This window comes from Pseudomonas monteilii, from assembly GCA_001534745.1.
GTDB classification, from domain to species: domain Bacteria; phylum Pseudomonadota; class Gammaproteobacteria; order Pseudomonadales; family Pseudomonadaceae; genus Aquipseudomonas; species Aquipseudomonas alabamensis.
In genome coordinates, this window is sequence record CP013997.1 from 2,731,856 (window position 1) to 2,751,109 (window position 19,254).

General features: G+C 62.7%; 16 protein-coding genes. 1 reads left to right on the top strand and 15 read right to left on the bottom strand.

What is annotated here, in order from left to right:
* Nucleotides 1-445: 445 nt before the first annotated feature.
* Nucleotides 446-937, top strand: coding sequence for a hypothetical protein (locus APT63_11690; GenBank protein ID AMA46232.1), 492 nt, complete (start codon nt 446-448; stop codon nt 935-937).
* Nucleotides 938-1,255: 318 nt separating this feature from the next.
* Here APT63_11690 and APT63_11695 read toward each other — a convergent pair whose 3' ends face one another.
* From APT63_11695 to APT63_11765, 15 genes are all read right to left on the bottom strand, one after another.
* Nucleotides 1,256-4,015 carry a hypothetical protein gene (locus APT63_11695; protein ID AMA46233.1) on the bottom strand — a complete coding sequence of 920 codons (2,760 nt, stop codon included), beginning with the start codon at nt 4,013-4,015 and terminating at the stop codon, nt 1,256-1,258.
* A 58-nt stretch (nt 4,016-4,073) separates the two neighbouring features.
* Nucleotides 4,074-4,697 carry a hypothetical protein gene (locus APT63_11700; GenBank protein AMA46234.1) on the bottom strand — a complete coding sequence of 208 codons (624 nt, stop codon included), beginning with the start codon at nt 4,695-4,697 and terminating at the stop codon, nt 4,074-4,076.
* Nucleotides 4,694-5,419 carry a hypothetical protein gene (locus tag APT63_11705; GenBank protein ID AMA46235.1) on the bottom strand — a complete coding sequence of 242 codons (726 nt, stop codon included), beginning with the start codon at nt 5,417-5,419 and terminating at the stop codon, nt 4,694-4,696. The genes APT63_11700 and APT63_11705 overlap by 4 nt, the downstream gene beginning before the upstream one ends.
* Nucleotides 5,419-6,354, bottom strand: coding sequence for a hypothetical protein (locus APT63_11710; GenBank protein AMA46236.1), 936 nt, complete (start codon nt 6,352-6,354; stop codon nt 5,419-5,421). Before APT63_11710 ends, APT63_11705 begins: the two co-directional genes overlap by 1 nt.
* A 32-nt stretch (nt 6,355-6,386) precedes the next feature.
* Nucleotides 6,387-12,305 carry a hypothetical protein gene (locus tag APT63_11715; protein ID AMA46237.1) on the bottom strand — a complete coding sequence of 1,973 codons (5,919 nt, stop codon included), beginning with the start codon at nt 12,303-12,305 and terminating at the stop codon, nt 6,387-6,389.
* A 245-nt stretch (nt 12,306-12,550) separates the two neighbouring features.
* Nucleotides 12,551-12,940, bottom strand: a complete 390-nt coding sequence (locus tag APT63_11720) for a hypothetical protein (protein ID AMA46238.1) — start codon at nt 12,938-12,940, stop codon at nt 12,551-12,553.
* 65 nt (nt 12,941-13,005) lie between these two features.
* On the bottom strand, nt 13,006-13,479 hold the full coding sequence (locus tag APT63_11725) for a hypothetical protein (protein ID AMA46239.1): 474 nt from the start codon (nt 13,477-13,479) through the stop codon (nt 13,006-13,008).
* Nucleotides 13,480-13,534: 55 nt separating this feature from the next.
* On the bottom strand, nt 13,535-13,918 hold the full coding sequence (locus tag APT63_11730; GenBank protein ID AMA46240.1) for a hypothetical protein: 384 nt from the start codon (nt 13,916-13,918) through the stop codon (nt 13,535-13,537).
* Nucleotide 13,919: 1 nt separating this feature from the next.
* On the bottom strand, nt 13,920-14,411 hold the full coding sequence (locus APT63_11735) for a hypothetical protein (GenBank protein AMA46241.1): 492 nt from the start codon (nt 14,409-14,411) through the stop codon (nt 13,920-13,922).
* A gap of 194 nt (nt 14,412-14,605) precedes the next feature.
* Entirely contained in the window at nt 14,606-14,932 is a 327-nt protein-coding gene (locus tag APT63_11740; GenBank protein AMA46242.1) for a head-tail adaptor protein, read from the bottom strand.
* The gene (locus tag APT63_11745; GenBank protein ID AMA46243.1) at nt 14,929-15,270 is read right to left on the bottom strand and encodes a hypothetical protein; all 342 of its coding nucleotides are present in this window, start codon (nt 15,268-15,270) and stop codon (nt 14,929-14,931) included. Before APT63_11745 ends, APT63_11740 begins: the two co-directional genes overlap by 4 nt.
* 3 nt (nt 15,271-15,273) lie before the next feature.
* A complete protein-coding gene (locus APT63_11750; protein AMA46244.1) occupies nt 15,274-15,738 on the bottom strand; it encodes a hypothetical protein in 465 nt (154 codons plus the stop codon).
* Between the two features lie 49 nt (nt 15,739-15,787).
* Nucleotides 15,788-16,978: a capsid protein gene (locus APT63_11755; GenBank protein AMA46245.1), complete on the bottom strand. Its 1,191-nt coding sequence runs from the start codon at nt 16,976-16,978 to the stop codon at nt 15,788-15,790.
* A gap of 2 nt (nt 16,979-16,980) precedes the next feature.
* Nucleotides 16,981-17,838: a peptidase gene (locus APT63_11760; protein ID AMA46246.1), complete on the bottom strand. Its 858-nt coding sequence runs from the start codon at nt 17,836-17,838 to the stop codon at nt 16,981-16,983.
* Nucleotides 17,839-17,841: 3 nt separating this feature from the next.
* Complete coding sequence (locus tag APT63_11765) at nt 17,842-19,143, bottom strand: portal protein (GenBank protein AMA46247.1); 1,302 nt, start codon at nt 19,141-19,143, stop codon at nt 17,842-17,844.
* Between the last annotated feature and the right edge of the window lie 111 nt (nt 19,144-19,254).

Here is a 19,254-nt window from a genome sequence, read left to right on the forward strand (position 1 = left end):
TCAGATGGGCGACTTAGGCATACTTCCTTGCGCCAACCAGCTAGGCTCACACGCTAACCTCGGCGGGCTAGCTAATAATATCTCTAAGATTCATGCAAAGCTTGTAGCTATTGGGCTTGGAGCTCAATCACACGCTAATTTTGAGTCCATACCTGAACTTCCTCAGGGCACTCTCAACTGGGTTCAAGAGATTGTAGACCACGCTCCTTCCAAAAACCCAAACATCACCGTTCGGGGAGACTTTACACTCCAAGTTCTTGAACATTACGGATTTGGCGGCAAAGCAGTTTCCCTAGGATGTCCGACTCTATTCATAAACAGGGATAGGAATCTCGGCGAGATTCTTGAATCCAGGTATAAAAACCAGTACAAAAAAGTAGCAATTGCTGCAGGGCATCCATCACATGCAGCAATGAGTAGGTTAGAAGGTTCTCTCGTTAAAATAATGGAGGACACTAATGGCTCCTACATAGTACAGGCTACCGATGAGCTAGTGGCCCTAGCCCGCGGAGACATGAACTATGTTGACAATGAATATAAAAACAAGCTCAGAACTTATCTGAGACTGAACTTAGACGGCCCCCAGCTCGAGCATTGGATCAGAAAATACTTTATTGCCTTCTTCAATATTCCTGCATGGATGGAATACTTAAGAAGATTTGACTTTGTGGTAGGCGCCAGAATCCACGGAGTTATGCTAGCTATTCAAGCTGGCGTTCCGGCCTTATGCGTTGCTTACGACTCTCGAATTAGAGAGCTATGCGAAAAAAGCAAAATTCCATATGTCATGGCTAGCGACGTTAAATATGGGGCAACACTAAACGAGCTGCGCGGCATGGTTAAATTCAGCGGCAAAGAATTTGATGAAAATCGATCATTGCTAGCTGACCAGTATAGAACCTTTATGAATAACAACGGCCTCCCCTGCACCATTTAAAGCTTGGACACAGTTAAAAAGCCCGCTTTATCGGGCTTTTTAACTGCATCACTTAGATTAATTACATAATCACCACCTCTCTTCTTCGCAACAAAAGATAAACGCGCATCCTACATTTCGCATGTTCAGACCTCAAGAAACCAAACTTATCACACCCCGTCAACTGAATACACACCGAACAAACCAAAACAAACTTACTACAGAGATCGAAACCTCCTTCGATAGCGACGGTCAGTTCTTCGCATCCAAAATGGCACAGGCAAATAATCTTCACCAGCGCAGGTAAGAGCTGAATGAATTGGGAAACATAATCTGAAATTATTTAATTTGGTAGGTGAAACTGATGCGCACTTGGACTGTCACCTTTCCTGTAGACTTGAACTGAATAAGCACATTGTCTGCCGCCGGATCGCTCCAGATCACTCCTGTCATCAACGGTTCTTGCACACCCGAGCAAAGCCCAGCCGCGTCCGTAACTCCGGTGAAATCCGACGCGACCGGGATCGACAGTTGTAGCTGCGTGAGTGCGGACTCGGCTGACGGCGTTAACGTGATGCAACCTGACACCGATACCAAGTTATTTACCCGAACATACATTAGGGTGTCACGCGGTACAGCCGCGCTGAGGTTCTGCAAGTTGCTGAGTACTGGCGTATAAATACCGCTGCCATACTGTGTGCCTTGCAGGTTATCTCCGTCAATAAGGGGGCCGTAGATCAGCGCAGATCCTTTTGAGGAAAAGTGGTTGAGCCCATTGCCGCCATAGGGAAGCGAAGTGGCAGCAGTCGGGTTGGGCGCGCCCCAGGCCTGCGCCGAGGTCAGCCGCGGGCGGTAGGCCAGCGGCTCGCCCAAGTTCACATGGTTAACGTGTGACCAGGGCCCGGTATCGAGGCCGTAGTAGCGGGTCAGGGGGTAGAACTGGCCGCCGTGGGTCATCAGCTTCATGGCGGTGCGGGTCGTATCCTGCTGACCGTCCAGGCTGATCGCCAGCCAGATACCGCTTTTGATCACCTCAAGATTGAACGACCCGGCCGGGAAAGGGATGGTGGTGTTGATGGTTTGGTAGTTGACGCCGCCGCAGTAGCACTGGAACACGAAGAAGCCATTCGAGTCCTTGCGGATCTGCACGATATCGCCAGAGCTACCGTTACCACCGCCCGCGCCCACCCGTACGATCGGCGGATTGTTCGGGTTTTCGGACATGCTGAAGGCTGCGTTGTTGGCCGCAGCATCGCCGACAAACGCCAGGTTCATGGCGAAGTCATGGGCGGCGACCGGGCAGATATACATGCCGTTCGGCGCTGCCACACTCGCCGCCAGACGCTTCATGGCCGTTGCCAGGATATCCCGACCGTCCATCACGATACCGCCCATGCGATTGCCATCGATCAGGCCATAGTCGTTGTAGAGCGCAAACGAGCGCACCAGCCCGGCCGCGAAGTCTCGGCCCTCCTGCTCATCGTAGCTACCGTAGGAGGCAAAGGCGTCGTTCGGGTCGGCACACACCGAGGGCTGGGTGATGAACACCATGTCCGGCACCTTAGCAAACCCTCTCATCTTGGCCACTGCCGACGTCAGCGCAGCATTCGAGATACTGCCGCTGTCGTTGCTGCCCATGATGATGTAGATGACGTCCGGCTTGACGTCCGACAGATAATCGATCCAGGCACGCCGCGAATCGGTGTACCACGATGGAAACACCGTGGGCTTGTCGTTGAGGTTGGCGAAGGTCTGGCCACCGATGCAGCGGTTATGAAAGGTGATCTTCTTTTCCGGGTTGAGCTGGCGGATACGCAGCGACAGCATCGCCGCTACCCCGCCGCCGGTGTCCACCGTGTTGGGGTTCCAGGTGCCGGTCGAACTGCCGGTCAGCACTACGACCGGCGCCCTGGCATTGGAGAAGGCCTTGAGGTGGCGAGCAGGCTCCAGGTCGTGGAAGGTAGGCGGACTCGTCGGTGCAGACTCCGGAATGACCCGCACCCGGTAAGAGGCATTGCCCGAGAGCTGGCCCGTGCCTACAAAGCGCACGTTGGTGCGGTTCTTTAGGGCGCCCACGCAGACGTACTCACGCGAGACCACCGCCTCCTGCCCGCCTATCGCCAGCACCGCGTCGATCACCCGCTGGATGATCTGCAGGTCGCTTTGCCCTTCAAACCAGATGGCATGGATCATACCATCGAAGATGCGCTCCCAGACCGTACTGTTCCCGCCGACGATGTAGGTGCCGCCGTTGTCACCTTTGCCTGAGCCGATCAGGCGCCGGAAGGTGCCGGCGATACCGCCCTGAGTCAGGGTCACCTCGGTAGCCGTGCCGGTGTAGGCACGCAGGTCGTCGTAGTTGGCCAGCGTGGTGGACTTGCCTACCTCCTGCTTGACCGCGTTCAGCTGAGTGTCCAGCTCCGAGGCCTGTCGCGCCGCTTCACTCGCCTGGTTGGCGGCATCATCGACCTGGGTAGTACGTGCCACATTCCGGCTCAACCAGTCATCGTGGATGGTGCCGGCGCCATCAGCGATTGGCATCTTGCCAGGCTCGGGCTGAAAGCTGGCGGTACCTCCAGTGACCACCGCCGCGGCTTTGGCCTCGCTGGCAGCTGCTGCAGAAGCGTTTCGTTCGACGCTGGCTCGATCAGCTGCCACCTGTGCGGCCGATTCTGCAACGCTCGCGCGCGCGCCGACAATGAAGGTGCTGGCCTCCTGGGTCACCTGCTCGGAAAGGCCGGCGGCGATCTGGCTTTGCTGGGCCGCACGGGCGCTGTTCTCGGCCAGGGTGGCGTTCTGCTGCACGGTGTTGCGATCAGCTGCTACGGCCGACTTGGCCTCTTGTGCCAGGTCCGCAGCCTCTTGGGTGACCTGCCGGTCTGCCGCCACGGCCTGCGCCTGCTGGGCGACCTGGGTGGCGCTGCGCGTGACGCTCTGCGATTGCTCCTGCACCTGAGTCGCGTTCGTTTTGACCTCGGCGCTAAGCTTCTTTACGGCGTCGGCATTGCTGCCGGTTTCGTCCCGCGCTGTCTGGATCTGCGCCAGCATCTCGACCGATGCGTCAATCTCCGCCCCGGTGTGGGCGCTGTTGTAAGCCATGTGTCTTTTCTCCAGGCATAAAAAACCGCCCGTAGGCGGTGTGTTGTTGCTGCTTTGGTCAGTAGGCGGTGAGGATCAGGTTGCGCTCACTGCCGGATAGGGCATCGACCATCAACCCCCTGACCGGCTGTGGATAGTCGACGCTGAGCGAGGAAACCTGCATGCCAGGGGCCAGCGCACGCTCGATGCGCGTAACGGGCGCCAACGTCCCTTCGACGCTCACCTGCCAGTCGCGGGTGGTGCCCGGGGTCACGCCGATGGCCAGCACCAGCGAGTTGCGCACCGTGGTCCCGAGATCGGCCGGTGCGGCCGGCACCGACTGCGCCGCCAGGCTGAAGGTCGACCATGCCCGGGTACGAAACGCCAGCACGGCCGTGAACACCCCGTTCGCCGCCCCCTTGTACCACTTGGGAGCAGCCAGCCCGGCGACGTAGCGCGCCGCGCACAAGTAATCCTGGTTGCCGGTCCGCCAGCGCTGCCAGCCATTCGTGAGCATCTCGGTCGGCGCCTGCTCGGAGCGTGGCGACATGACGCCTACCAGCAGATCGCCCTCTCGGATACCAGCCGGCAGGCCTGGCGTGAGCGAGGCGCTGTCAGTAGTCAGCAGATTGGTCGAGCCAATGAACTGCCAAGCACTGGCCGAGTCCTGGACATTGCCCAGCATCAGGGCGACCTCGATCATGACCGCGCTCCGACCGAACCCACCCAGCCATCCCCGACCCAGATCAGGATGATCGTGGTCCAGTTGGTGCCCATCACCGGCAACTGGCTGTTGTTCCACAGGATGTCGGGTGGCCAGGTGGGCTCAACTGTGCCGGTGACGTGCAGCACCACGGTCATGGCCCGCCCGCCTGCCGGAGCGTTGGCAAAGGACAGGGTGCGCTTGATCGAGGCGTCGATCTTGAACACCTGGCTCTGCGCCAGATCCAGCAAGGCCGTGCTGGCCGCCAGGCTCAGGTCATAACGGCTCAGGCTGCTGGAAAACTCGACGCCACCATCGGGACGCGCCACCAAAGGGGCACCGGCCTTGCCAGCTGTGGCCGGCAACCCTGCCGAGGCCTGCGCTGCCGCTGCAGCCGCTTGCGCCGCTTCCCGGTGCCCCCTGCTGGCATCGGCCTGTCCCTTGGCCGCAGCCGATTGACTGGCTGCCGTCTGGGCGCTTTGCGCCGCAGCTGAGGCGTTGTCTGCCGCCTTCTCGACCTGCACCGTACCGTTATTGGTGATCTGCCGTGCGATTTCAACGACGGCGTCCACCTGGTCGCCGACGTGGTCCACCACCTGGTTGATTTGGTCGCCGAATGCCGGCAAGGCCGCCATGAAGCTGTCGGCCTGCGCGGCAAAGGTGCCCGCCGAGTTTTGTCGGCTCGGGGCTTCAGGCAGCCGAGTAACAATGGGTGTTGCCATCAGATGAGTCCTTCGACAGAAATGGAGCAGTCCGACGCTGTCGGGCCGCTGATCACCAGGTTGAATTCTTTGTAGAAGCCGTAGAGGATCGTGGATTGCAGGCTGGCCTCACCAATCCACACCAGTGGCTTGGCTCGGTACTTGCCCAGCAGGCGCTGGACCTGCGACACCATGCTGGTGGGCACCATCACGTCGAAGTCGGCGCGCTTGGAATAGTCTCGCTCGACCACCACCATGTTGCCGAAGTCGTCGCGCTCCTTGCGGCTGTAGTCCGTGATCCCCACCGCTGTGCCATAGAGCGCCTCGCCCAGCACGGCGGCCTTGCCCAGGATCAGCGCGCCTACCTTGGCCAGCCCCCCGGGCTTGGCGATCCTGATCTCGATAGAGCCGTAGCTGCCCACCGGCACATCGAGCAGCACGAAGTCTTCGTTCACCTCGACCGGAGAGAAGAAGTAGTCGTACCAGTCGTCGATGCCGTCAGTGGACACGGGTGAGACGCTCGACTCGTAGACGATGCCTTGATAGGGATCAACGACTCGCACGTAGATCGACGCCGCGTCCAGTCCGAAGAACGCTAGCGAGTCCACCGCCCGGCCCGGGGCGATGGTCAGCGCGATGCTCTCCGGGTTGCTGGTCTCGGTACCGATCTTGTCATCGAACAGGCGCCAGCGGTTGGTGGGGCCCAAGTCCAGCCAGGTTGGTGGTTCGGTAGCGGCCCCGGCCGGGCTTTTGTTGCTATGCGCGACGTGCGCTTCGTAGTTACGGTGCTCGAGCATGACGCGCTCGCCGAGCGCATACGCCTTCGTCGGGACCCAGACCGGATAGTCGTTCTCCGGGACGTTGGTGACGAGCGAGGCGACCTGGAAGGATTGCCCTGCTTTGACCACCAGCGGCTCGGCGCCGGGCGCCACCTGAAACGCCTCCATCACCGCCATGTCCGGAGTGATGGTAACTGGTTCAATGATCCTCACGGGTACAGCTCCTGTTCCAGTTTCTGCGGTAGAAGATCGGTGTTCTTGGCGGCTTTCTGGGTGTATTTGGCGATCGCGAACAAGGCCGACTTGAGCTCGGCTCGCAGCTCGCGCACCTCTGCGGCCGTAGCCTCGTCCTGGCCGCCTGCAAGCATCGCTGCCGTCTGGCCTGCGTTGTAGATCCGGCTGGGCCCGGTCACCTCCAGTTCCGGTCCACGCTCCCCTACCAGGCGCAGCCCACCACTGAACATGCCCCCTGAGGCATAGCCAGGAATCCTGACGGCCTCACCGTTTGCAGCACCGCCGCGAGCGATGGTGTCCATCAAGTTGGCATAGGTGACAGAGCCGTTCTGCAAAGCAGCCGTCCAGGTTGCCAGTCCGGACGCGTCCAGCTCCCTGCCGAGAACGGCCTGATACACGGCCCGCAGCAGCGCCACGTTGTTGCCGGAGGTGTTTTGCCGAGCAGCGTTGGCATCCTTGATCGACAGCGAGGCGGTGATGGCATAGCTCAGCCTGTCAACGGCGGCGGCCACCGACACGATCGAGTTGTCCACGCCGTTCAGCGCATCGACCTGTGCCTGAGCAAGCGAGAGCTGCGCGTCGTACTGAGCCATTTGCAAGTCGTAGGACTTCTGCGCCTGCGCAATTTGCGCCTGCAGGCTCTCCACCGTTTTCTCGGCCGCCGTCAGATGCTTGCCGTTGGCCGCGTTCAACTGACTGACGACGTTGGCCGTGCGCCCCTGGTCGCGGTTGAATGCCTCAAGGGAGGCATAGGCTGCTGTGCTGTTCTGGCTGGCCACCTGCAGCGCGTCCTCGAGCCCGGGGATGCTGCTCAGCGACTTGCCCGCACGCGAAGCCGCCAGGGCATTGGCCAGGGTGGCCTGGGCCTGCGAACGCAGCATCTTCACGGCGTCAGCAGAGTCGCCGCGCAGGGACTTGAGGGCACTGCCTAGGCTGTTGCTCACCGACGTCAGGTCGGTGACTCGTTTCTGAGCCGTCTGCGACATGTCGTTGAGCGAGGCGGTCTGCGCGTTGAATGCCTCGGTCAGCGCGGTTTTCTGAGCGTTGACGGCCCGCTGAACTGCGCCCATCGCCGCGGTCACGTTGCTGCCGAGCAAAGCCGCCACCCGGGCCGCCTCCTCTTGCGCTGCCTGCGCCGAGGCTGCGGCGCGCGCCTCGAGGACATCGTAGGCCTGCGCTGCGCTCCCGGCCGCACCGATCAACGTCCTATACATCTGCTGGCCGGTGGCCGTGGTCAGATCGAGCGCCTCGACGACCTTGCGGTATCCCTCCCGTGTTTCCGGCAACGCCACGTTCATGGCCTTGAACTGCTCTTGCACCGCCGCCAGCGTCGACTCCGTACGCTCTGCGTCGGTGAAGAAGGCGTTCAGATAGGCGCCGAGGCTCTCTGCGTATGCCTCAGCAGCCGCAGATGCAGCCTCAGCAGCAGCTGCCGCGCGCGACTCGAGGATGTCGTAGGCCTGCGCTGCTGCGCCTGCCGCGCCCATCAGGGTCAGGTACATCTGCTGACCCGTTTCGGTGGTCAGATCGAGCGCCTCGACGACCTTGCGGTATCCCTCCCGTGTTTCCGGCAACGCCACGTTCATGGCCTTGAACTGCTCTTGCACCGCCGACAGCGTCTTGTCGGCCCGCTCGCTCTCGCTGAAGAAGGCTTCGAAGTAGGTGTTCAGGCTCTCGGTGTAGGCTTCCATGCCACCGGCGGCCGTGACCAAGGCGTTGGCCAGTTCCATCGAGTGCGGCGACAGCTTGAGCATGGCCACATCGACCAGGCCGAGGGACTTGTTGAAGCTCTCGAAGACGTTGACCCGCTCAGCCAGGTCGGCATAGCTGTAGCCGAACCCGCCGACGCCCTGGTCGATGAAGGAAACCATCTGGTCGGCGAACCCGCTGAAGATCTTGGAAATTTCCTCCTGGATCTGCTCGCTGGTCTTGCCCTTGGTCGAGATCTGCTGCCGGGCGATCTGCAGGCCGGCGAAGGCGCCCTCGCCCACCGACACGCCGATGCGATCGAGCAGCTCGACCACCGACTCTTGCGTCGTGTCGTAGGTATCCTGCAGAGCGGACTCTACTTCGGGATCCAGCGCGCTGTACCTGGTGCGCTTCTTGTTCTTGCCGAACAGGCCGCCCTTCTTCTTCTGGTACACGAACTGCTGGCCTAGAAAATCGCCGTCGTTCACGCCGAGAGAGATGCCGGTGTCCTTGGTCTGCCATTTGCCGCCGAACAGCGCACTGCCGATCATGGCGGTGATGGTCCCGGGAATGTTGAGCAAATTGCCCAGCGCCCCGCCGATACCGAGCTTGTCGGTCAGCTTGCCGATGGCGCCGTTCAGCTCGGCGATCGGCTGGAAGCCCGTGGCCCAGGCAGCGGCATTGCCACGGGTGTCTGAGGCATCCAGACGCACCCCGTTCTTGTAGGCCTCGTAGGCCTTGAAGGCTGCGAAGGCAGCAGCAGCCGGCAGGGCTGCCGAGGCCAGGCCGCCCAGGCTCAGGCCACCACTGGCGGCCGCCCCGGTACCGGAGGCCGCCGCTCCGGACGCAGCGCCCCAGCTAGCCTGGGCACCGGCCTGCATGGAGAACTGCGCGCCGAACTGGCTGGCCCCGGTTGCAATCGCGCTCTGGTAGGCCGTCGCAGTCGAGGCGCTGCCGAACAGCGAGGCCAGCGCGCTGCTGATGTAGCTCGAGCCACTGCTGATGGCGCCCTGCAGGCCGCCTAGGAAACCCTCGCCAGCCGACCAACCAGCGCTGAGCGCGCTGCCAAACCCAGAGGTGCCCAGGCGATAGGCGCTGCTCGCGGCATTCCAGAGGCTCGAAACGCTTAACCCACCGCCAGCCCCGCCGCCTCCGGCTGCTGAACCTGCCAGCCCGCCCACGCCCAGCGCAGAGCCGATCTGCACGATGATGGGCTTGGTGATGGCCAGGTGCAGCATCTCGGCAAGGAATTGCCTGAAGCTGTTCTTGAGCGTGTCCATGAAGTTGCCGGACTTGCTCAGCACGGATTTCCACATGTCGGCAAAGGCATCGTCGATACGGTCGACAGCGGCGATCGTGACCTGGCCCCAGGTGGTAGCTGCGGCCTGGTTGCTCTGATACTCCAGCTCCAGCCGGCCCATCGCCTCCTGGTATTTGGCTGCATTTTCTGGATACAGCGCCATAGCGGCATTCAGCGCCTTCTGCTCCTCGGTGTAGTCCCTGAGCAGTTTCTGCTCTGGATACAGCCGGTCTAGGATCGAGCCGGCCGCCGTAGCCTTGCGGGCAATGTCCAGAGCGTCCTGCTGCGCACGCGTGGCCTTGACCAGCGCTTCATACTCGACGCTAGCCTGGGTAATGTCCTTGCCCGCCAGCGCCACTTTCAGAGCCTTCTGCACGTTGTACTCGGCCAGGGCGTCGGCGCCCTGCAGGGTGGCCTTGGCCAGGTCGATCTGGTCGGTCGCTTCCTGCTGCAGGCTATAGGCCTGCTTGCTGACAGCTAGCCGATCCTCGGCCGCCATCTGCTGCTGGATGGCCTTGGTCACCGCATCTCGTGCGCCAGCGCTGGTTTTCAGCAAGGCCTCCTCGACCTTCTGCTGCAGCGTGAACTCCCGAGTGCGGTCGGTACCGGCCAGGAAGGCATCAGCCAGGCCCGTGGCGGACCTGATGGCGATGTCGGCCTGCGTCTTGAGATCGGTCAGCGCCTTGGCCTGGTTCTCGGTCAAGGTGGCGGCTTTCTGCGAGGCGCTGTTGGCGTCGCTCTTGGCCTTCGTCGCAGCCTGCTCTGCCGCCTTCTGCGCATCCATGGCCTGGGCGGTGGCCAGGATCTCTTTGCCCTCTTTGCTCTGGGCGTCGATCTTCTGTTCGGTGAGGAACCGATTGGCGGCGTCGACCGCCGTCTTGTCCTGCAGGGTGTTCAGCTGCTTCTGCAGGGCCGTCTGGTAATCGCCAGCAGCCTTCGTCTGCTCAATCGTAAGGCCCGTGTTGGCTTCGGTCGCTGCGGTGTCCGCCTTCGTCTCGGCGGTCAGCAGCGCCACGCGGTCGGCGGCAAGCTTGGTCGTCTGATCAAGCGTGGAAACGGCCTCGGCGCCCCGGGTAAGGCTGCGATATCCGTCCTCTGGGAAATTGAAGCGCTTTCGCCAGTCGTCGATCGTGTAGCTGAGATCCTGCCCAGCCTTGCGCGCCTCTTCCGCCTCCTTGGCAATGCGGGCGCCGACCGTACTGCCCAGCACCTGGCGGGTTGTTTTCAGGAAGTCAGCGAACGCCTGGTCAGCACTGACCGCTGCCGTCTCCTGGGTCTCAATGGCCGAGACGATACGGCTGCGCTGCTGCGCGCGGGTCAGGCTCTCGAACTCCTTGCGCACCTCGGCAGCCGAGCGTTTCAGGTCACCGAGGTCAGCACCGGCGCTTTTCGCGTTGCTGCCCATGGTCAGGAAGGCTACGCCGGCACCGATCGCCAGGGCGGCGATGCCAGCAGGCCCACCCAGCAAGCCAAGTAGGCCGGTGGCTGCACGCGCCAGCACACCCTTCGCCGCAGCCGCTTCGGCCTGGGCGATAGCGTTCGCCTGAGTGGCCGCTGTGTCACGCGCCATTGCAGCTGCTGCTGCATTCGACGCCGCAGCCTCAGCAGTGGCAGCAGCGGTGGCGGCCTTGCGAGCGGCAGCAAGCTCCAGCTCGATCGCCGCAAGCGAAGCCTTCAGCTGCTTCTCTTGCTGGGTACCGGCTGCCAGGACCGCCTGATACCCGAGCGACTCGCGGACTGCGTTCAGGTTGGCCACGCGCGCGGCCGCTTCCGCAGCAATGGCCTTGGTTGAGCCTGCGGCCGCTACAGCTTCCCGGAGCTTCGCGGCGCTGCCCGCAGCTGCGGCGGCGGCCTCCTCGGCGTGCGCAACGCTCGAGGCCTTGATCGCTGCCGTGCTCTCGATGAACGCCTTGCCTGCGGCGCCAGCTGAGACAACGGCATCGATCGCGTATTTGGAGAACGCCGCGGCGAGTTTGCCGCCCAGGGCAGCGGCCAGGATGTCGACGTTCTCGGCCAGAAAGCCGATGGTCTCGCCGAGTTTCTGTGCACCGCCGGTGTCCCGCAAGTTGGCCAGGCCGGCCGTTACGCTCTCGATGCCTGGCAGCAAGCCCACGGCAATCTGCTGACCTACACCTGAGAAGGTAGCTTCCAGCTCACGCATGGCCTGGCCAGCATCAACCAGGCGTTCGATGTTGAACTTGGAGATCACAGAGCCGAGCTTGTCGGCTTGGTCACCGGCGTCCTTGAAACCTTTGCCGTTATCACGCAGCAGGGGAATCAGCGCCGTGGCCTCGTCCGCCATCTGCTCCATGTAGGTCGTCAGCTGCTGCTGGTTGAGCCCGGCCTTTTGGAGGGAGTCGTAGTACAGCTGCAGCGCCTGCGGACCGGACAGGTTCTTGAACTGGTCAGCCGTCACGCCGACGCGAGGTGCGATCTCCTTGAAGAAGTCGGACATCTCGCCGCCGCCGCGCTGGATGAACTCACCCACCCGGTCGTTCACATCCTTCAGGATGTCGCCCAGTTTGTCCTGCTCTACCCCTACGGACTTGGCGCCGAACGCCATGCGCTGGAAGTCTTCGACGGAGGTGTTAGCCACCGACGATAGGTTCTTGATCTCCTGCGCGTGGGAGATCGTGCTTTGCGTCAAGGCAACCAGGCCGGCCACTGACCCTGCAGCTGCGAGGTTGAATCCACCGAAGGTCGAGACGATCGAGGAGATGACTCCCTGCATACCGCGCGCGCCGGTGCCGGCCCGGTCAAAGGCCGTGTCGACGCGCGCCAGGCTGCCGTCCATGTTCTTGGAGGTTTTCTCCACGACGCTCTCGCCGCGCGCCATTTCCTGCCGCATTTGGGCGGTAGTGGCCTCGATACGGACCAGCATGCCTTGAACGTCAGCTTCTGCCATGTTTCCCCCAGGCACTAATAAACCCGCCTGGGCGGGTCATGGATTGTTCGAAGGCCGAGAGGCTGCTGCACCGCGCAGGCCGCGCCGGAGATCCTTGGCCACAGCCGCTTTAGAAGGCTTGTTCTCGGGCGTCCCGAACGGGTTGGTCTTCTTCAGGAAGTCCGCCTTTGCCTCCCAAACCATGAGGATCTCGATCACGGGCGTCTCCCATGCGTCCCTCACAGACCATCCCAGCCAGCCAGTCGCTATTCCGAAGAGTTCGTCGACGTAGCTGCCATTTCCTGATCGCTCTGGTCGTTTCCCTGCATGGCTTCGAGTTCAGCGTCGGTCTTGCCGCCCGGGTTGAGCAGCGCTCTCAAGAAGGGCAGGACCTGGGCGCCGACCTTGTCGACACCGCCTTCGAAGACCGCCTCTTCCACGACCTCCAGTTCCTTGCGCTTGCTGACGTCGATACCGGCACCCGCGGCGATGATGTAGGCCGTAGCGGTGAGGTTGGCCGCGCCCAACTGCTGCATGGCGGGCAGGAGGCCGCCAAAGCGGTTTTCCAGCGTCCGCACGGCGCGCAGGGTGGGCTTGAGGGTGAAGCTGTCGGTACCGGCTTCAACGATGATGGTGCCGTGGTTGGTCTTGGACATTGCGGTTTCCTTGGAATAGGGATGCGAGTGAGCGAGGCGCCGTCTGGCAGCGCCTCAGGCCTGGATCATGGAGCCGGTTGGGCTTCGTAGATCTCGGAGTTGATGCCGAGGGTTACGGCGCGCTTCAGCACGTCCTCGGCGCCGCCGACCTGTTTACGGGACGACATGACCTTCGCGCCGAAGTAGTCGGCAACGCCGCTCTCGTACAGCACCTTCACCGGGTAGTCGAAGCGGCTACGGTCTTTCTGCGCGGCCTGCAGGGCCACCTGACCAGCATCGTCGTCGAGCAGGCCGATCGCCAGATCGACAGACCCGGCGTCGGCCAGGCCTTTGAGGTGTCGGGTTCGGGAAGCGGCGAGCGAGGCAAAGGTGACGTCACCCACCTCGTCGCCGTAGTCGCCGATGTTCTCGACTTCGCCGATCTCGGTGTAGGTGATGGCGGCCAGCAGGGTCAGGGCAGCAGCGCTGTCCTTGGGCAAGTCGGCGGTCAGGCGCGGCCCGATGAAAATCTTCGTGCCGGCTGCGGTAGTAACAGGCATGGGTAGTCCTCCTGGGACAGGTGATATGCCGCGACGCGGCGGGTTCAGGGGTGGATCAGTGTTGGGTGATGACGCGCAGCGTTACGGCGCCCTGGTAGGTCAGGCCGTCAGGCTCGCGGCTGGTCTGCTTGCGCGTGACCTGCATGCCGACGACGTGGCCGGTGGTGAGCGGCAGTGGTTGGTTGTGCAGCAGGCCATCGATCGCAGCCATGATTTCGTGCACTTCCCTCTGGCCCTGGTACTGGCTCCATACCGACAGGTACAGAAAACGCTGATCCTTGCGGCTGGCCAGGAAGTCGGCCGCGTCGCTGACCGAGCTGTCGAGGGTCACGTAGGGGAACGGCGCGTTGTCAGGCACGCCGTCATGCACTGGGCACGGCAGACCTGCAGCCAAGCGGTCATACAGCGCGACCTGGAGGGCAAAAGCTGGATCGGCCATGTCAGCGCACTCCGGCGGCTTTGGTGAGCGTGCGGCCAACCGCTGCCCGAATATCGGCCAGTACGACCTCGCGGTTCACGTCCAGCGCTGGCCTGAGCCAGGGGTGAGCTGGCATGGAGGGAATGTCCGGAGACTTGCCGAACCAGTTGCGACCATCGGTCTTGTTGGTGGCCTGCAGCGTCCGCCGGCCACCCTTCTGGCCCCGGTAGTTGCCCTTCGTCCCGTACTCGATGAAGCGCAGGTAGAAGAACCGGCGGTTGGCCTTCTTGCCGCGCAGGCCGATCTGCGCATCCAGCCCGCTCGGGGCCACGTAGGCCGTCAGCGCCTCGGCACCGGCGCCGGTATCCTTGGGCACAAACTGCTTCATGCTGGCCAGGATCCTGTCGGCCCCCTCCTTCATGGCCACCCTGACCTCGTTATCGACGGTCTGGTGGATGGCGCGAAGCACCTTGCGCAGCCTGATATCGCCCGTCAGGCGCGAGCGGCGCGCCACTTCACTCGCCCTTGGCCGCCGCTGCAGCCTTGGGCGTATCGGCGGGCTTGGTGGCGGTGGTGACCTCTTCCACCTGGTTGTTTTCGATCAGGCTTCGGCCCTCGTCTGCCTTCACGTCGAAGGTTTCGCCGATGGCCTTTTCGCCCATTGGGCCAGAGAGACTGGCCAGCGCTCGTACTTTCATGATGGTTTCCTCAAGGATTGATGACGTTGGAGCAAAGCAGCCGCAGCATGTCTCGCTCGTTGCTGGGCAACACAGCCTCGATCAAGTAGGTATCGCCAGCTGACACATGGACGAGCCGCATGCCGTTCTTGTAGATGCGCGAAAAGCGCACCCGGATTTCGGCAGACACGACGTTCTGGATCTGGTTGGCGACTGGGTCGACTCGGCCCGTGGGTAGCTGAATCTCTGCCCAGATGGCCTTGATCTCCGCCCAAGATTTGCGCCTTCCGCCGCCTGGCTCGGGCGTGGACTTCTCTTCCTGCAACTGGCAACGATGGCGAAGCGGGCCGGCCCTCATATGCCCCACCCAACCCGGTACGGTGTCAGCAGCGCCTGAGAACCCCGGGGCAGGTCGGTAGCGATGGTACCGATCACGACGTCTTCGCGGTTGGCGTACAGGTGGCCCAGGATCAGCAGGCAGGCCGACTTGAACGGTGCATTGCTGAGCATGGGCTTCTCCCCGGCAACTTCGGCTGCGATCGCCTCAGCCAACGACTGCGCATCGGCGTAGACCTGGCGGTTGAGGTAGTCCATGGCCGATTGCTCAGCGGAGTCGATCAGCAGTTGCAGGTAATCGTCGTCATCGTCCGGATCACGCAGGTGGGCGCGGGCCAGCGCCATGCTGATCACTGACATGGCTCACTCCTCCAGGGGGGTGCGCGATACCAGCTTGCGGAGTTCAAGCTCTTCGGCATGACGCCGCGGTACCAGGTAGCCCGGGCCACCGCGCCGGCGCAGCTCGCCCTCGTCCATGAACGAGCGCAGCGGGTAAACCTCGACCGTGGCCGGATTCAACTCGACTGGAACGCTCGAGGTGGATTCGTCCAGTCCTGCCACATCCGCGGCGGCACCTGCAGCATCCTCGGCCGAGGTGGCAACCGGCGCCAGCTCTACCGGCACCTCGGTCGTTGGGCCGCCCGCTTCCTGCGCGGCGTTGGCGCCCAGGTCAGCGCCGGGCAGATTGGTTGCCACGCCGCCTGGGGCCGCATCTGCACCGCTGGTGTCGCTGCCGTCGGGCGGCGAGTTCGACGCCTGGTCAGCAGGTGCTGGTACAGCCTGCTCCGGTATTGGGCTGGGTTTGTCCTGCTTCTTGGTGTTGGCCATGAGATCGCTCCTGTGCGGCGCCATCGCTGGCGCCTTTGAAGTGGAAGGCTTACGAACCGCTGCCGGTCAGCGGGCCGGTAACGAAGGCCTCGCCACGGTAGATGGCCAGCGCCAGGCGCTGCTCGGCGCGAACGGTGACCATGTTGTTTTCGAAGTCCTTGTCGTTCTCGGTGGAGATCAGGATTTCAACGTCCTGGCGGTCGAAGATCTGCGCACCCAGGCCAAATGCCCCGACGAGGAAGTCGTCGAGCGGCATGGCTTGAGTGGATACAACAGGCCGGCGCCACAGGGTTGGCTGGGTATCGCCCTGTGGTTGGCCGATGAGATAGCGGCCCTGTGCATCCTTCAGCAACTCGATCATGGCCCAGTCGATCGGATTGAGGACGATACCGTCTGCTGGGAACTCGGCGAGTTCTGCCTGCAGCAGGGCCAGGCGAATGCGGTCGATGCGCTGCTCACCCGCTACTACCACACCACCAGGAGGCGCATAGAGCTGGGCGGCCGGCACGATACCTCCGATGTTCGCTCCGGTACCGTTACCGAACAGCAGCTGGGATTCTTCCGCGAGTTTCAGGCCGTAATGGCCACGGGCGTCGATGAAGCTTCTCAGCGCTGGCGCGTCGTCGAGAATCTGGCGGCTGGCCTTGAACAGGTGCGCCAGCGTGCGAACCGGGGCATTTTCCAGTTTGAACTTGATGTCGGAATAGGGCTTGGCAGTCGTCTCGGCAACTGGCCGGGCGTTGTTGGTGAAGCCTTCTTCCTGCACGTACTCGACCGAGTTACTCCCGGTCTGACCCGGCGCGATCAGATCGCGAATGGTCAGGCGTCGCTCGGGGATTGCCTGAATCCCGTAGCGTCGATCTGCCGGGACGGTATCAGCCCCCGACCCGGGCGCGGAGGTGATAGCGGCGCGGGCCACCGAGATGCGTCGGGAACCGCGGAAGGACGAGTCAACGCCCTCCATTTCCTTGGCTGCGGTAACGATTTCACCTGCAGACTTCTGGCGGTCGGGCTCGTTACGCCCACGGCTAGCGTTCACCAGCTTTTGCTCGGCTTCGCCCAGGCGCGCCTGCAGCTCGCCCTGCTTGGTCAGCAGTTCATCCACCTTGGCACGGGTCTCGGCGTTCATTTCGCCAGACGCCTTCATCTGCCTTTCGGTGGCTTCGGCTTGGCTTTTGATCTGGTCGCCAATGCCCTTCAGGCTGGAGTTGAGTTCTTTGACTTGAGCTTCGAAGTCCATGGTCACTTTCCTTTCAGAGAATTGAGAAGATTGGTTGCCGCGCTCAGTGAGGCGGAGAGGTCTGGCGCGGCAGCGCTCGGCGTGCCGGTCGGAACAGCGCGCGGCGTGTCCCCGCTGGCAGCGCGAGGCATGCCAGACTTGAAAGTGGCGAAGAGTTCGCGGCGCTCGGAACGCGGCATGCCGGCCTTGGCCAGGGCTGCGTCCATGGCCTTGAGGGCATTGGCTTGGCCGGTTTCCTCGGTCTCGCGCTCGGTCACCTCGGTCGCTGCCAGGAGACCGGTGGCCAGCCCCAGCTCCAGCGCGCGCTTGCCGCGAATGAACGTCTCGTCATCCATCAGCTCAGCCATGTCCTCGACGGGCTGGCCGCTGGTCTCGGCGTAGAGGTCGGCCATGGCAGCGTCGAATTCCTGCATGTCGTCTGCCACATCGCGCAGGTAGTGGCGATTTCCAGAGAGGAAGGTCCAGCAGTTGTGGATCATCAGGAAAGCGCTGCTGGCCACCTGGCGTTCGGTACCGGCCAGGTAGATGATCGAGGCCGCGCTGGCGGCCATGCCTAGTACCTTGGTGGTGACCTTCTGGCTGTGCTCGCGCAGGCGGTTGTAGATGGCGATGCCTTCGAACATGTCGCCGCCGGGCGAGTTGATGTACACCGTCACCTCGCGGTCGCCGATCGCGCGTAGCGCCGCATCGATGCGTTTGACGGTCACGCCCTCCCCGTACCAGTCCTCGCCGATCACGCCGTAGATGGTGATGGTTTCCGAGGTGTTTTCCACGGCCGCCTGGATGGCGGGGTTCCATTTGTCGAGCGCACGCGGGCTCATCTCGCTGCGCAGGCCGCGAGACTGGATCTTGTGTTTCATGGGTTACTCCCCGGAGTTGCTTTGGAGCCAGTTCATCAGCGCCGCGCGCGCGGCTTGGCTGTCGTTTTGTTTGCCCAGTTGGTCAAGCGGTACCAGGTTCGATTGCACGGTGAGGATGTCGCCGCCGGGCATGCTGGGCAGGTTCTCTTTGTGCCGACCTTCGTTTCGGGTCATGTAGCCGTTTTGGCCCATGGTGCTGAGGTAGGCGGCACGACCAGCGCTGTCAGCGCGTAGGAAGGCTTCCAGCGAGAATTCCGAGTAGTGCTTGATCCTGTCCACCGCCGTCATGCAGCGCTTATTGACGCACTGTTCGATCGGCGCCGTGTAGGTCATGATGCAGTAGGTCAGGAAGGCGATCTGCTGCTGCTCAAGACCGGTGCCCCAGTTGCTGCCCTTGTCGGTCTTCATCACCATCCAGGGCGGCACGCCGAACCATCGGCAGATCTCCTCGATGCTGTGCCCGCGCGATTCGAGCAGTTGAGCGTCGGCCGGGTTGATGCCGATCATCTCGGGCTTCACGCCCTGCTCGAGCACGGGACTTTTACCCGCATTCAGTGCGCCGGAGATCGTCTTGACGTAGTCGCGGAAATCGGCACGCTGCGTCGGGTTGAGCGTCTTGTCCACCGAGAAAGCGACGGTGGGCATCATCCCGTTCTTGAAGGTGGTGTTGGCCGCATCGTCGGCCGACATGGCCGAGCCAAACACATCGGCGCCGTAGCGAATCGCCGACAGACCCATCCGGCCATCCAGGGTGAAGGCCGGGATGTGCAGCATGTCGTCCCGGGCGATCTCCCGGCGGGCGCCTTTGCGCGGCTGGAAGAAGTAGCGCAACCGACCATCGTCGTCCGCCTCCGGGGTCACCCGCGAGGGCATCAGGAAGTCCAGCGCGATGACCCGCCCGCCGGCCCGGTGAATCTCACAGTAGGCATTGCCCCACAGCAGCATCGAAGCGACGACCGCCTGCCAGAAGTGGAAGGCCGCCATGTCCTCGTTCGGGCTGTTGTGCACCACGTCGTAGAGCGGGAAGTCTCGGGCCGTCTCACGCCCGCCGTCCGGGAGGCGCCGGTAGATGCTGAGCGGCAAACCTGCGACCGAGGTGGAAATGATGCGCACGCAGGCCCAGACCGCCGACAGGCGCATGGCCTTGTCGACCGTGACCGCCTTTCCGCTACTGGACTGGGCACCGGTAAAGGCACTCCAGAACCCGCCGTCCGACAACCGAATGCTCTTGCCCAGCCAGCTGCTCATGCTTGCCGAGGGCTTGGCGGCGGCAGTGCCGAGCGCTTGAGAGAGGGTTTTAATCACTGCTCAGCCCTCGGCGAATGAACGCTGCGATGCTGAACAGGCTGATCGAGCCCGCGAGCAGGGACCAGCCTGTGCCCGCCAGCATCCAGACGCCCGCGCAGGCCAGGCCGA

What these genes read in the sequence shown, in the direction of transcription:
- APT63_11690 (AMA46232.1), top strand. Translation starts at nt 446, where the DNA reads ATGGAGGACACTAATGGCTCCTACATAGTACAGGCTACCGATGAGCTA.
- APT63_11695 (AMA46233.1), bottom strand. Translation starts at nt 4,015, where the DNA reads ATGGCTTACAACAGCGCCCACACCGGGGCGGAGATTGACGCATCGGTC.
- APT63_11700 (AMA46234.1), bottom strand. Translation starts at nt 4,697, where the DNA reads ATGATCGAGGTCGCCCTGATGCTGGGCAATGTCCAGGACTCGGCCAGT.
- APT63_11705 (AMA46235.1), bottom strand. Translation starts at nt 5,419, where the DNA reads ATGGCAACACCCATTGTTACTCGGCTGCCTGAAGCCCCGAGCCGACAA.
- APT63_11710 (AMA46236.1), bottom strand. Translation starts at nt 6,354, where the DNA reads ATGGCGGTGATGGAGGCGTTTCAGGTGGCGCCCGGCGCCGAGCCGCTG.
- APT63_11715 (AMA46237.1), bottom strand. Translation starts at nt 12,305, where the DNA reads ATGGCAGAAGCTGACGTTCAAGGCATGCTGGTCCGTATCGAGGCCACT.
- APT63_11720 (AMA46238.1), bottom strand. Translation starts at nt 12,940, where the DNA reads ATGTCCAAGACCAACCACGGCACCATCATCGTTGAAGCCGGTACCGAC.
- APT63_11725 (AMA46239.1), bottom strand. Translation starts at nt 13,479, where the DNA reads ATGCCTGTTACTACCGCAGCCGGCACGAAGATTTTCATCGGGCCGCGC.
- APT63_11730 (AMA46240.1), bottom strand. Translation starts at nt 13,918, where the DNA reads ATGGCCGATCCAGCTTTTGCCCTCCAGGTCGCGCTGTATGACCGCTTG.
- APT63_11740 (AMA46242.1), bottom strand. Translation starts at nt 14,932, where the DNA reads ATGAGGGCCGGCCCGCTTCGCCATCGTTGCCAGTTGCAGGAAGAGAAG.
- APT63_11745 (AMA46243.1), bottom strand. Translation starts at nt 15,270, where the DNA reads ATGTCAGTGATCAGCATGGCGCTGGCCCGCGCCCACCTGCGTGATCCG.
- APT63_11750 (AMA46244.1), bottom strand. Translation starts at nt 15,738, where the DNA reads ATGGCCAACACCAAGAAGCAGGACAAACCCAGCCCAATACCGGAGCAG.
- APT63_11755 (AMA46245.1), bottom strand. Translation starts at nt 16,978, where the DNA reads ATGGACTTCGAAGCTCAAGTCAAAGAACTCAACTCCAGCCTGAAGGGC.
- APT63_11760 (AMA46246.1), bottom strand. Translation starts at nt 17,838, where the DNA reads ATGAAACACAAGATCCAGTCTCGCGGCCTGCGCAGCGAGATGAGCCCG.